The organism is Kitasatospora sp. NPDC059795 (assembly GCF_042732175.1).
Lineage (GTDB): Bacteria > Actinomycetota > Actinomycetes > Streptomycetales > Streptomycetaceae > Kitasatospora.
On record NZ_JBHWID010000008.1, the window covers coordinates 227,757 to 240,281 of the forward strand.

The window sequence follows — 12,525 nt, forward strand, 5'->3', positions numbered from 1 at the left end:
AGGTAAAGTGACGGGCCGGAACCACGGGAGGGCACCGATGCGGGCACGGGCGCGGACGCGAATACGGATGCCGTGGGCGGCCCGGACGGTCGGCGCCGCACTCGCCGCCCTGCTGCTGCTCCTGCTCGGCACCGTCACCGGCACCGGAGCCACCCTCGCCGCCGCCGACCCGGCCCCCGCACCGAGTGCCGCACCGGGCGCTGTTGTCGACAGCCGGACGCGGATCGACCGGCTGGCCGACGAACTGCGCAAGAACCCGGTGTACGTCTCCGCCGCCCGGCCGCGCGAACTGCCGCGCTCGCTCACCCCGCGGATCGCCGAACTCGCCCGGCGCACCGGCGTCCCCACCTACGTGCTGGCGATGCCCGAGGCCAAGGGGCCCGAACTGCTCGCCCTGGTCCACGACCGGCTCGGCGAGAACGGCCTGTACGTACTGATCAACGAGTACGGCTACGTCAGCGCCTCCGCGTTCGGCTTCGACCTCCCCACGGCGGACGCCGCCCGGGTCGCGCTGTACGACACCCCGTACGGGGCCGGGCCGCTCGCCGGGTTCGAGAAGTTCGTCGACGCCGTGGCCCTCGGCAACGAGACGGCCGCCGCCAAGGCCGACGAACTGGCCGCCCGCTACCGCGACATGGACCGGCCCACCCAGTACATCGGGGCCACCGACCGGCAGAACCAGAACCTGGTCCTCGGCATCGCCGTGGTGCTGCTCCCCGGCCTGGTGCTCGCCCTCGGCTTCCGCCTCTCCCGCCGCTACGACACGTCGTACACCACCCCGGAGCCGAAGAGCCCCGAGCCCGGGAAGACCAGCCTCGCCAAGCCCACAGCCGCGAAGCCCACAGCCGCGAAGGGCACCGCCACCAAGCCCGCCGCCGCGAAGGGCGCCGCCGCCGTCCGGGCCCGCCGCCACCGCGGCGTGCTGACGGGCACCCTGTTGGCGGCCGCCGCCATCGTGGTCGGCGTGGTGCTCGCCGCGCCCGCCGTCTACCCGCAGACCCAGGACAGCCCGAACCTGACCGTCACCCAGGCCGACCTGGACGCCCGGGTGGACGAGGTCGTCGCCGGGCTCGCCGCCGGGCCGATCCACCAGGACCCCTCCACGCCCGACGCGCTGCCCGCCGCCGACCTGCCCGCCCTCCGGCAGCGGATCGCCGAACTCGCCCCCAAGGGCCCCGTCCACGTGGTGGTCACCGCGTCCACCAGCGCCGACGAGACCGCCCACGACGACCGGCTGCTGCTCTCGCTGATCCGCGCCCGCACCGGGCAGAACGGCGTCTACATCCTGGTCGACCCGACGCTCGGCGGCATCGAACTGCGCAGCTTCGGCACCGACCGCGACACCGAAAGCCGCTTCGCCCGACTGGACCCGAACATCCGCTACCCGTACGGGTCGTCCACGGACCTGAGGACGGTGCCGCGCCTCCACCAGGTGCTGGACGCCGTCGCCGCCGCCGAGCCGCGCCCCGGCGACGACCCCGTCCCCACCGAGATCACCCTGCCGCCGCTGCGCGACAACCGGCTGCCACCGCTGTTCAGCGGCGACTTCGGGGGCGGCCTGGTACTCGGCGCCCTGCTGCTCGGCGCGGTGCTGCTGCTCGCCCGGGCCGCCGTCGCCGTCGTCCGTGCCCTGCTCCGCCGCCGGGCCCGGGCCGCCGACCCGACCGCCGCCGCGTCCTCGGCACCCCCGCTCAGGCCCCGGCGCAGCAGCCCCCGGCCGACCCTGCGACAGCTGCGCGGCTGGGCCGAGGAGGACGTCCGCGCCCTCGCCGCCCAGCTCGCCGCCGCCGCACCGGACGCACCCGGCCGGGCCCGCGCCTGGGACTGCCTGGACGCCGCGCAACTGCTCGCCGACGACACCGCCGGCACCACCGACGCCATGGGCGGTGCGGACGGTGCGGACGGGGTCGGCCGGACGGCCGCCGTCGTGGTGCTCGCCCAGGGCGGGCTGGCCGCACTGCGCGGCAACCTCCCGCCGACCGTCTGCCGGCTCAACCCGCTGCACGGCACGGCCACCGGCGGCCGGGTGCCGACCTGGTTCGCCCGCCTCGGCATCGGCCCGAACTCCGCGCAGCTCTGCCCCGGCTGCCGGGACGCCATCCGCGACGCCGGCGCCCACCGCCGCGACGCCGACCCCGCCGTCCGCCGGCGCGTCGTCGACGACCGGACGCTGCGCCTGCCCGCGCCGAACGGCCGCACCGGGCACACCGGGCACACCGGGCACACCGTCTGGGACCAGGCCGGGCCGATCCTGCCCGCCGCCCGCGAAGGCCTCGATCAGCTCGTCCTCAGGGCCAGGGAGTCCGCCAGTGTCCAGTGACCGCCAGACCGTCCGACGCCAGCCCGTCCGGCGACCGTACGCCGCCGCCCTGTCGGCCGCCCTGCTGCTCGGCATGGTGCTGCTGCTCGGCACCGGCGGCCCGGCCCGCGCCGACAGCACCCCGGCCGGCGGGTCGGTCACCACTGTCGTGGACGCGTTGCGCACCGGCCCGATCTACGTCGATCCGGCGTTCGCCGCCGCCGTCACCGCCGCCCAGCAGAAGGAGATCGCCGACCGGATCGCCGCGACCGGCCTGCCGATCAAGGTGGTGCTGGTGCCGCTGACCAAGGGCGACGCGTTCGACGGCGACCCCAAGTCGCTGGCCGCCGTGGTCAACGAACGCCTCGGCCTGCCGCAGCTGATCCTGCTCACCAACGACAACTACGGCACCTGGCTGACCGGCACCGAGTGGCCGACCGACACCCACCAGGTCCGCGACTCCGCCAACGCCGTCGCCATGGTCAAGGAACTGAAGGACGCCGGCCTGGCCGCCCGGGTCGGCCGGGCCGTCGAGCTGATCGGCACCGGAAAGGGCACCGAGGTCTACAAGGCCGAGAGCGACCGACTGGACCGCGAGCACTCGGCCCGCCCGCACACTCCCGATCCCGACTCGCCGTCCTCCGGCGGTAGTTCCCACACCTCGACGGTCGTTGCGGTGGTGACGGTGGTGGTGGTCGTCCTCGCCGGCGGCCTCCTCCTGGTGCGCCGCCGCCGCTCGTCCCGCCGGGACGCCGCGTTCGCCCTCCCGGCCGTGGTGTTCGCCGCCGACCGGGCCGCCGACGAGGCCGGGCTGCGTCGCCGGGCCGCCGCCGAGGTGCTCGCCCTCGGCGAGGCCGTGAACGGCGCCGACGGCACCACCACCCCCGGCCTGGCCCGCGCCCTGGACGCCTACGACGCGGCCGGCCGGGTGCTGGACGGCGCTGCCGACCTCGCCGACCTGGCGGGCGTGCTCGCGCTCGCCGCCGAAGGCCGCGCCGCGCTCGCCACCGGACCGGCGTTGCCGCTCTGCTTCTTCGACCCCCGCCACGGCGCCGCCGACGCCCGCACCAGTTGGCGGCCGCTCGGCCGCCGCGACCGCGTCGACATCGCCGCCTGCCCGGACTGCCTCCGGGCGCTGCGCGCCCGCCGCGCCCCCGAGGCCCTCGCCGTCCGCGAACAGGGCCGCACCGTCCCGTACTTCGAAGTCCCCGCCGAGCGCAGCCTGTGGGCCGCCACCGGCTACGGCTCGCTGCTGTCCGGCCCCGACGACACCCTCGCCGCCCGGGTGGGCACCGGCCAGTTCAGCCGCGCCCGCCACCGATCGGCCGATCCCACGGACTGACCGCCGCACGCGACCCGGCGGCCACCGCCCCGGTCGCCGCCCCGGTCGCCGCCCCGGCCACCACCTCGGCCGGCACCCCGCCCGCCGCCAGCCGCTCGCGCAGCCAGGCGACCTCGGGCAGCGTCCCCGCGAGGCCCTCGCCGGCCAACTGCCCGGCCAGCGCGCAGGCTCGGGGCAGCGTCACGTCCCACGCCCCGCGTACGGTCCTCAGCACCGCGACCCGTCCTGCCGCCGGATCGGCAAGCCGCAGCCGGGCCGTTCCGTGCCGGGCGATCAGCCGGTCGCGCACCCAGTGGGGCGTCTCGTCGACGCCGAACCCCAGGCACGCCGACGCCCCGCAGGCCGGGCAGTGGAACTCCGAGTCCCAGTGGAGCCGTCCGTCCCGCAGCTTCTGCCCGACGTCCTGCCTCGCCTCGGCACCGCAGTCGTTGCACACCACCGTGAACGTCACGCCCCACGCGGCCACTTCGCCCACCCCTTCCGGTCGATGGTCATATTCTCCTCACGGCAAAGGACAGTGAACGAAGGGCAGGTTCATGGATCTCACCGGACGCACCATGGTCATCACCGGCGCGGGCCGCGGCACCGGCCGCGCGCTCGCGATCCGGGCCGGGCGACTGGGGGCGCGGGTACTGGTGTCGGCGCGCGGGCTGGACGCGGCCCGGCGGACGGCCGAGGAGATCACCGCCGACAGCGGGGCCGCGGCGGAGGGCCTGGCCTGCAACATCTCCGACCCCGCGGCCGTCCGGGCGTTCGCCGCCGAGGTCGCCGCCCGCACCGACCGGGTCGACGTGCTCGTCAACAACGGCGCCCGCTACCTGCACGGCGCCGACCTGCTGGACGCCGACGACGAGGCGATCGCCGACACCATCGCCTCCGGCGGCACCGGCACCGTCCTGGTCACCCGTCACCTGCTGCCGCTGCTGCGCGCCTCGGCCACCGCCGACGTGGTCAACCTGGTCTCCTCGGTCGGCGAACTGCGCAACCACCGTTCCGCCTCGCACCCCGCCTACTACGCGGCGAAGGCCGCCCAGTCCGGCTTCTCCGACGTGCTCTCCGCCCGCCTGCGCCCCGAGGGCATCCGGGTGATCGCGCTCTACCCGCCGGACTTCGACGACGCCGACCCGCTCGCCCCCGAGTGGGACGCCGCCTCCCGCACCGCCGCCGACGCGCTCACCGCCCAGTCCGTCACCGACTGCGTGCTGTTCGCGATCGGTCAGCCCCGGGACTGCTTCATCCGCAGCTTCTCCTTCGAACAGCGGTAGCGCACAAGGGAGTTCAATCCTCGACGAACTCGACGAGCTGCATCATGCCGAGCTCCTCGTGGTGCAGCTGGTGGCAGTGCGCGAGGGCGCGGCCGGTGAAGTCCTGGTACTTGACCAGGAAGGTGACGGACCCGCCGGGCGTGCCGCCGGCCAGGCCGACGGTGTCGTGCCAGACCGGAGGGTCCAGCCGTTGGCCGTTGCGGTGGGTGACGAGGAACTGGTTGGTGTGCAGGTGGAAGGGGTGGCCGTGCGAGGGCACGGTCTCGTCCGTGCGCACCGTCCACCGCTCGACCGTGCCCAGGCGCAGCCGGTGGTTGACGTACTCGGGGTCGAAGCGGCCGTAGGCGGGGTCGTGGACGAGGTCGCCGCCGGGGTCGGCCGCGGGCGTGGTGTGGCTGCCCAGCATCCGGAAGGCGCTGGGGAACGCCCCCTCGAAGGCCTGCGGGTCGACGTGGAGGACCACCTCGCGGTCCGCGTCGGGGTTGGCGATGTCCCGCTCGTCGAGGAGCGGCCGGCCCGGCGGCAGCGCGGACGGCAGCCGCATCGGCGGGTCGACGGACTCCTCCGCGACCTCCACCGTCATCAGCGGACCGCTCACCCCCTCCGCCCGCAGCTCGTACCGGCCCGGCGTCTCGCCCCGCACCAGCAGGTCGGCGCGGTTGCCCATGGCCAGCTGCACCGTCGTCACGGCGACCGGCGCGGCGAAACCGATGCCGTCCTGGGCGATCTGATGCATCGTCAATTCGGATTCTTCGGACACCACTTGCAGGCGCAGTGCGGTGAAGGCGGTCGCGGCGACCAGCCGCCAGCGCTGGACCTCGCCCCGGCGCAGTCCGATCGTGGGGTTGACGGCGCCGTTGACGGTGAAGACGGACGGGACGTCGGTCACCCAGCCGCCCGAGGTGAAGGCGGGGATCCTGCCGTCCTCGATCTTCAACTCGTTGATGCAGACCACGACATCGGCGGCGGCCTTGATCTCCGGCACCTCGTCGACGTCGCCCTCGACGATGATCACCCCGGCCATTCCGCCGACGATCTGCTCGGCGGTGGACCCGTGCAGGTGCGGGTGGTACCAGTACGTCCCCGCCGGGTGGTCGGCCGGGATCGGGATGGCCGTCCGGTACTGCGGCTCCGCGACGCCGGCGGCCACGTCCTCCGCGCTGCGCGGCGCGAACTCGCGCTGGACGTTGTCGGCGTACCCGGACGGCGGGACGTGCATCCCGTGGGTGTGCACGTTGAAGCTGTTGGCGTGGTGCGGCGTGTTGTGGTCGCCGTGGAAGGGCTCGTTCGGCGGCAGCCCGTTGACGTGCGTCAGGTGCAGGGTGTCTCCGGCGCGCACCCGGAGCGTCGGCCCCGGGATCGCCCCGTTGTAGGCGCGCGTGGTGACCTGCCCGTATCCCGGCACGTCGACGTCCGCGAACCGTACGTCCAGGGTCTGTTCGACGCACGGCCCCGTCTCGGCGGCGGCCGTCCGCACCCCCGAGACCGCCGGCTGCGGAAACCGTACGGTCGCTGCCGCTGCGCGCCGCCCGGCCAGGATCCCGTCGGAGGCCACCGCGAGACCGGCAATGCCTTTGAGGACCAGGCGGCGACTGATCCGACCACTCTCTCCCATGACCGGGCAATCTAGACCAAACGGACAAAACCGCCTCGGCGGCGCACCGTTCGCCCGGGCGCTCTTTCCGCCGGGGGTCAGGCCCGCCGGCGGTGGATCAGCTGTCGGTGCGACTCATGGATGCGCCCCTCTTCTCGCCGGCCGGCCGCCCGCCGCCGCACGCGGTTCGTGCGGTCGGCCCACCCTCCTGCACCGCGGTCCCGCGGCGCCGGTTCCGGTGGCCGAGGCCCTGCCGGTAATCGTACGAGTGTTCGAACGGGGCGTACGCTGGGCGGCATGACGTACCAGCTGCAGGGATCGCTGTTCGACGCCGACGGCCCGGAGGCGGAACCCGCACTCGGGCCGCTGGACGGGATCGAACGCACAGTGCTCGGCGGCGGGGCGTGGATCGACGTACTGCCCGGGTGGCTGAGCGGGGCGGACGCGCTGTTCGAACGGCTGGCGGGCGGGGTGCCGTGGCAGGCCGAGCGGCGGGAGATGTACGAGCGGGTGGTGGCCGTGCCGCGGCTGCTGGCGTACTACCGCGAGGACGCCGAGCTGCCCGACCCCGTGCTGGCCGAGGCCCGGGACGCGCTCGGCGCCCACTACCGGGCGGAGCTGGGGGAGCCGTTCGCCACCGCCGGGCTCTGCCTGTACCGCGACGGCCGGGACAGCGTCGCCTGGCACGGCGACCGGATCGGGCGCGGCGACCGGGAGGACACCATGGTCGCGATCCTCTCGGTCGGCCAGGCCCGGCCGCTGCTGCTGCGCCCCCGGGGCGGCGGCGGGCCGACGGTGCGGCGCTCGCTCGGGCACGGCGACCTGCTGGTGATGGGGGGCTCGTGCCAGCGCACGTGGGAGCACGCGATTCCGAAGAGCGCCGGCGCGGTCGGCCCGCGGATCAGCGTCCAGTTCCGGCCGCGCGGCGTCCGCTGAGCCGTCGGCCGATCGGGTCCGAACTTTGGCTCTTTATCGTGCAGCCCGCGGCAGTTGCCGTCGTGGATACTGCCGGTCATGAACGGACGACCGGCAGTTACCAGGCTCCTCGCCACGCTCGCCGCCTGCACGGCCGGCGCCTCCCTGATGGTGGGCGTCCAGGCCGCCCCCGCGTCCGCGGAGGTCTTCTGCGGCACCCACTCCGTCGACGGCGCGATCTGGACCGAGTACACCCAGGCCCCCGGCGTGCGGGACGCCCTCGGCTGCCCCACCAGCGACGAACTCGGCCTCCCCGACGGGGTCGGCCGCCGGCAGGTCTTCGACCACGGATCGATCTACTGGAGCCCGAACACCGGGGCGCACGCCGTGTGGGGCCTCATCGGCCAGGAGTGGGCCCAACACGGCTGGGAGGGCGGCTACATGGGGTACCCGCTCAGCGACGAACTGAAGAACCCCGACGGGATCGGCGTCCGCCAGCAGTTCCAGAACGCCACGGTCTACTGGTCGCCCGGCACCGGGGCGCACGCCGTGCACGGCAACATCGGCTGGTGGTGGGGCCAGTACGGCTACGAGAGGGGAACGTACGGCTACCCCACGAGCGACGAGTACGACGCCGGACACGTCGGCGGGAACGTCGACGACAACAACGGCGTGCGACAGGACTTCCAGAACGGCAAGTACCTGCTGTGGAGCGGTGGGCAGCAGGACGCCTTCGAGTCCTGCCAGAGCGCGTGCATCGGCTACGGCGGCATCACCAACAGCAAGTGGGTGGTCAAGACCGAGGTCTACATCAACTGGAACGACAGCCACTTCACGTCCGTCCACGTCACCCCCACGGACGCCGCGTTCAAGTCCCCGCTGGGAGGCGACGACGCCGCCGGCAACGTGGACGAGGACTGGCGGCAGGTGTGGTCCAACACCCGGATGTTCCCCGGCGCCACCCCGACCGAGCAGAACTCCACCTACCAACAGCTGCTCTGCCACGCGGACTTCTCCTACCCCAACCCCAAGGGCGGCCACCTCGGCGGCCCGACCTGGGACCTGGAGACCTGGCGTCCCCAACTCACCGGCAGCAACGAGGCGATCCTCAAGAAGATGATCGCCTCCGGGTGCAACTGGGACACCGACTCGTAGCCGCGCGCGGGCCCCGGACCGGGCCGTGGAGGCGGGTTCCGGGGCCCCGGCGGCGGGCCTGCTACGGGAGGCGGTCCAGGAGCCAGGTGGCGAGTTCCTCGGTGATCTCGGCGTGGCCGGTGTTCTGCGAGGAGTACGCGAAGTCGTCCACCGCCACGGCGTCGGGGGCGAGCCGGTCGACGGCGGCGTAGAGGTCCCGGTCCGTGCCGAGGTCCAGGCCGGTCGCCGCCACCGCGCTGATCGTGGGCACGAAGCAGACGGACGCGGCGGCGGGCTCGATCCCGACGGCGCCGGTGGCCCGGAGGCTGTCGCCCGCGACGCCGAAGGTGCCGAGCGTGCCGCCGGGCGCGCCGTCCAACTCGGGGAAGCCGCAGGTGCGGACGGTGTGCCCGGACGGCAGGCCCTTGAGCCGGGCGACGACCTGCTCGTCGCCCTTGGCCTGGGTGCGCAGCGTGGTGCCGTCGAACCGGCCGCCGGTCGCCCTGACGGCGTCGATGCCGGGCCTGACGCCGTTCCCGCCGCCGTCGCCGGCCCCGTTGGCGACCGCCAGCAGACGGGGGAGCCGCGGCCAGTCGCCGACCCGCCGGAGCGCCTCCAGGAACTCGGTGCGCAGCGGGTCCTGGCGGGGCGTGCCGTCGACCGTCTCCAGGTGGCGCCAGAGGAGTTGACGGACGGCCGGGCTGTTGACCTGCCGGGACAGGGCCGGGGTGGCCCTGAGGGCGTGCGCGAGGGCCTGGAGGCCGATCGGGATCCAGGCGCCGTTGTGCGGACTGTCGTACGAGAAGTACGTGGCGGTCCGGTGGTCGACCCCGTCCGCCTCCAACCTGGCGAGCGCGTACCGGGTGACCAGCCCGCCCGCGCCGAAGCCGCCGACCGTCAGCGGGTGGCGGGCCGGCCGCTCGACGAGGGCGCGCTGGATGCACTCGATGGCGGTGGTGGCGTTGTTCAGGACGGACGCGCTGCGCTCGCGGTAGCCGAGCAGGACGACGTCGTGGCCGCGCCGGCGCAGCGCGGTGAGGAGGGCGAACTTCCCGCGCTCCAGGGCGTGGTGGAGGACGTCGAGATCGCTGGGGCCGTTGCCGAACCCGTCCGACATGATGACCGGACGCGTCAGGCCGGGCCCCTCGGGGTCGGCGAGGTAGACCCAGGCGGTGCCGCCTATCAGCCGCCACGTCCGGTCCGGCGCGGGCGCCTCGGGGAGGTCGGGCGCGGAGGGCGGGGCGAGGAGGCCGAAGGGCATGACGGCGGGCTCGTGCTGAGTGGCGGTCATGCCGGGCGCTCTACCCGGGGGTGGTGAACCGCCATGCCGACGTTCGCTCGAAGGAGTGAACTCTGTCGTTCATGTGTTCGCATGCCCGGGTGTGGGCGGCCGCGTTCCGACACCTGCCTTCCGCCTACTGCATGTTCTCCAGGTGCGGGTGGTCGAAGGACGCGGGGCAGTAGTAGAGCTGCATGTGGTAGCTCCGTCCGATCAGGATGCCGATGTCCTCGGCGAGGCCCCGGTCCTGGACGGGGTCCCAGCCGCTGCCGTCCAGGGCGCCGGAGCCGATCGTCAGCAGCGGACTCATGACGCACTCGCAGGTCGCGCACCGCATGACCGACGGATCGGAGAAGCTCCACGGCCCCCAGCCGCCGACCTTCCAGCCCGGGGCGACCGACAGCTCGTACTGGTAGTAGGCCCGGAACTCCTCGGGGTGGAGGTGGCGGGGATCGACGCCGGCGAACTCCCGCTCGGTCCAGTCGGCGATCCGCTCCGCCAGGTCCCGCTCCAGTTCGAGCGGCGCCGGGTACTCGTCCACGACCTCGGGATGCAGCACGCACGGCTCGGGCAGGTACTCGCCGTACTGCGTCACGTCCGCGGGCAGCGGCGGCTCGACCAGCAGCTCGCCCACCTCGGCGGAGGAACGCCACACCACCTCGGCGGCGGGCATCCACTGCGGGTCGTGGTTCAGCGGGCACCACAGCACCTGCAACAGGTCCGTGCCCTCGGGGCGCGGAAGCCCGGGGATGTCGCGCGCGTAGAGCTGGGCCACCGGCAGCAGGGCGTTCGGCCCCGGGCTCCACGGATGCCCCGTGTGCGTCGCTTCGAGCGCCGCCCGCTCCGGTGCGGTGAGGCCCCCGGCCGACCGGGCGGCCTCCTGGAGGTTGCGGCGCAGCCTGACATCGGCCGGCGACACCGGCAGGTCGTCCTCCGGGTGCGGGCCCTCGCAGACCGGCCACGGCTCGCCGGCGGGCCACAGCAGCGGGCCGCCGACCGAGCTGTCCCGAACGGTCGGCGCGCCGAGGCGCGGGTGCAGGCGGACCGCCTGCCGGCCGAGCGGCGCGAGTTCCGGGAAGACCGCGGCGATGTCCGCGCGGCGCGGCGGGGTGGTGCGGGCCATGGAGACCGTCCTTCGACAGAGCGGGAGACGAACAGATCCTGACCGCACCCACTGACAGGTACGACGCGGGGCGTTTCTGCAGCTCAGTCAGATTCTCGGACTTGAATATTTACGAACGAGTGTTCGATGCTGGAGTCGTGCACATGTTCGAACAAGACTCGATCGACCCGTCCGAGGTGGGCGTTTCCGCCCGATTTGCCGCCGCTCGGACGGGCGGCGACGTTCGAACGCTCGGATCCGATCGAACGGTCGTCGTGCCGCTGCGGCCCGGCACCGCCCCACAGGGCACGCCGCCGATCATCGCCGAACCCGAGCTGCTGCCCGTCCTGCCCGCACTCGCCCCGCTGCTCCCCGGCGGCGGACTGCGACCCGGCACCGCCGTCTCCGTCACCGGCGACACCGGGCTGCTGCTCGCCCTCGGCGCCGGAACCTTCACCGAACAGACCGGGGACACCGCCTGGGCCGCCGCCGTCGGACTCCCCGAAATCGGACTGGCCGCCGCCGCCGGCTACGGCTACGACCTGCGACGCCTACTGCTCGCCGACCATCCCGGACCGCACTGGCCCGACGTGGTCGCCGCCCTCGCCGGCGCCGTCGGCCTGATCCTGCTCCGCCCCACCGGCCCGGTCGCACCCGCGCTCGCCGCCCGCCTCACCGCCGTCCTGCGCCGCAGCCGCTGCGCCCTGCTGGTCGCCGGCCCCTGGCCCGGGGCCGTCCAGCGCCTCAGCATCCGCACCGGCCGCTGGTTCGGCCTCGGCGACGGCCACGGCCAGCTCACCGGCCGCCAGGTCGAGGCCGTCGCCGAAGGCCGCGGCACCGCGACCCGCCCCCGCACCGCCCACCTCTGGCTCCCCGACGCCAAGGGCACCGCCCGCCCCCTCACCCCCACCGAGACCCCGCTCACGCGGCCGGCCCTGGAGGCGGTCTGAGATGCGACGTCCTCCCTCGGCGACGGCGGGCTTCCGCCTGCGGTGTTGTCCGGCCGGGTCGGCGGAGGCGTTCGTGGATTCGGGTTGCTGTTGCTTGTGTGCTCTCGGTTTCGTTCGGGGTCCGTCGACGGGGTTCGGGCCTGCTGGTGTCGAGGGGGCCTGCGGTGCGGTGGCTGTTCGGGTTCGGCGGCCTGGGCCTGTCGGTGCCGGGGGCGGGCGGGCCGGGTGCCTGCGGCGCTGTTCGAGCGGGTCGGCGGGGACGGTCGCCGTTTCAGCCGCGCGTTTTGGCTCCGCCCGGCTTCTTGGTGGCGGAGTTCCTTCGCCTGCGGCGCGGCGGCGGTTCGGGTTCGGCGGCCCGGGCTTGCCGGTGTCGAGGAGGTCTGCGGCGTGGTGGCTGTGGTGTTGTTCGAGCGGGTCGGCGACGGCGGTCGCCGTTTCAGCCGCGCGTTTTGGCTCCGCCGGGCTTCTTGGCGGCGGAGGTCCTTCGCCTGCGGAGCGGTGGCTGCTTGGCTTCGGCGGTTCGGGCCTGCTGGTGTCGGGGGCGGGCGGGCCGGGTGCCTGCGATGCTGCCCGGGCGGTTCGGCGGCGGTGTGTGCCGCTCTGCTCTGCGGTCGTGCGTGCTTTCGGTGCCGCCCCGGGCGGCGG

General features: G+C 74.4%; 10 protein-coding genes. 6 read left to right on the forward strand and 4 right to left on the reverse strand.

What is annotated here, in order from left to right:
* Positions 1 to 67 precede the first annotated feature (67 nt).
* Both ACFV4P_RS18675 and ACFV4P_RS18680 read left to right on the forward strand, forming a co-directional pair.
* Positions 68 to 2,320, forward strand: a complete 2,253-nt coding sequence (locus tag ACFV4P_RS18675) for a hypothetical protein (protein ID WP_380472384.1) — start codon at positions 68 to 70, stop codon at positions 2,318 to 2,320.
* Entirely contained in the window at positions 2,310 to 3,641 is a 1,332-nt protein-coding gene (locus ACFV4P_RS18680; protein WP_380472386.1) for a hypothetical protein, read from the forward strand. Before ACFV4P_RS18675 ends, ACFV4P_RS18680 begins: the two co-directional genes overlap by 11 nt.
* On the opposite strand, the gene ACFV4P_RS18685 is transcribed toward ACFV4P_RS18680, so the two are convergent.
* A complete protein-coding gene (locus ACFV4P_RS18685) occupies positions 3,601 to 4,107 on the reverse strand; it encodes a hypothetical protein (protein WP_380472388.1) in 507 nt (168 codons plus the stop codon). The two genes, ACFV4P_RS18680 and ACFV4P_RS18685, sit on opposite strands and share 41 nt — an antisense overlap.
* Positions 4,108 to 4,177: 70 nt before the next feature.
* On the opposite strand from ACFV4P_RS18685, the gene ACFV4P_RS18690 reads away from it, so the two are divergent.
* On the forward strand, positions 4,178 to 4,906 hold the full coding sequence (locus ACFV4P_RS18690; protein WP_380472390.1) for an SDR family oxidoreductase: 729 nt from the start codon (positions 4,178 to 4,180) through the stop codon (positions 4,904 to 4,906).
* A gap of 13 nt (positions 4,907 to 4,919) precedes the next feature.
* Here ACFV4P_RS18690 and ACFV4P_RS18695 read toward each other — a convergent pair whose 3' ends face one another.
* Positions 4,920 to 6,521 carry a multicopper oxidase family protein gene (locus tag ACFV4P_RS18695; protein WP_380472392.1) on the reverse strand — a complete coding sequence of 534 codons (1,602 nt, stop codon included), beginning with the start codon at positions 6,519 to 6,521 and terminating at the stop codon, positions 4,920 to 4,922.
* 276 nt (positions 6,522 to 6,797) lie between these two features.
* Between ACFV4P_RS18695 and ACFV4P_RS18700 the strand changes: the two genes are divergently transcribed.
* Entirely contained in the window at positions 6,798 to 7,436 is a 639-nt protein-coding gene (locus ACFV4P_RS18700) for an alpha-ketoglutarate-dependent dioxygenase AlkB (protein ID WP_380472394.1), read from the forward strand.
* 78 nt (positions 7,437 to 7,514) lie between these two features.
* Positions 7,515 to 8,570: a DUF2599 domain-containing protein gene (locus ACFV4P_RS18705; protein ID WP_380472395.1), complete on the forward strand. Its 1,056-nt coding sequence runs from the start codon at positions 7,515 to 7,517 to the stop codon at positions 8,568 to 8,570.
* Between the two features lie 61 nt (positions 8,571 to 8,631).
* On the opposite strand, the gene ACFV4P_RS18710 is transcribed toward ACFV4P_RS18705, so the two are convergent.
* Positions 8,632 to 9,840, reverse strand: coding sequence for a hypothetical protein (locus tag ACFV4P_RS18710; protein WP_380472397.1), 1,209 nt, complete (start codon positions 9,838 to 9,840; stop codon positions 8,632 to 8,634).
* A 124-nt stretch (positions 9,841 to 9,964) separates the two neighbouring features.
* Positions 9,965 to 10,951 carry a hypothetical protein gene (locus tag ACFV4P_RS18715; RefSeq protein WP_380472399.1) on the reverse strand — a complete coding sequence of 329 codons (987 nt, stop codon included), beginning with the start codon at positions 10,949 to 10,951 and terminating at the stop codon, positions 9,965 to 9,967.
* A 254-nt stretch (positions 10,952 to 11,205) separates the two neighbouring features.
* Between ACFV4P_RS18715 and ACFV4P_RS18720 the strand changes: the two genes are divergently transcribed.
* A complete protein-coding gene (locus tag ACFV4P_RS18720) occupies positions 11,206 to 11,880 on the forward strand; it encodes a hypothetical protein (RefSeq protein WP_380472401.1) in 675 nt (224 codons plus the stop codon).
* Positions 11,881 to 12,525: the final 645 nt, after the last annotated feature.

Excerpts from the sequence above, each read along its gene's own strand:
- ACFV4P_RS18675 (WP_380472384.1), top strand. The coding sequence starts at position 68 with ATGCCGTGGGCGGCCCGGACGGTCGGCGCCGCACTCGCCGCCCTGCTG.
- ACFV4P_RS18690 (WP_380472390.1), top strand. The coding sequence starts at position 4,178 with ATGGATCTCACCGGACGCACCATGGTCATCACCGGCGCGGGCCGCGGC.
- ACFV4P_RS18695 (WP_380472392.1), bottom strand. The coding sequence starts at position 6,521 with ATGGGAGAGAGTGGTCGGATCAGTCGCCGCCTGGTCCTCAAAGGCATT.
- ACFV4P_RS18700 (WP_380472394.1), top strand. The coding sequence starts at position 6,798 with ATGACGTACCAGCTGCAGGGATCGCTGTTCGACGCCGACGGCCCGGAG.
- ACFV4P_RS18705 (WP_380472395.1), top strand. The coding sequence starts at position 7,515 with ATGAACGGACGACCGGCAGTTACCAGGCTCCTCGCCACGCTCGCCGCC.
- ACFV4P_RS18710 (WP_380472397.1), bottom strand. The coding sequence starts at position 9,840 with ATGACCGCCACTCAGCACGAGCCCGCCGTCATGCCCTTCGGCCTCCTC.
- ACFV4P_RS18715 (WP_380472399.1), bottom strand. The coding sequence starts at position 10,951 with ATGGCCCGCACCACCCCGCCGCGCCGCGCGGACATCGCCGCGGTCTTC.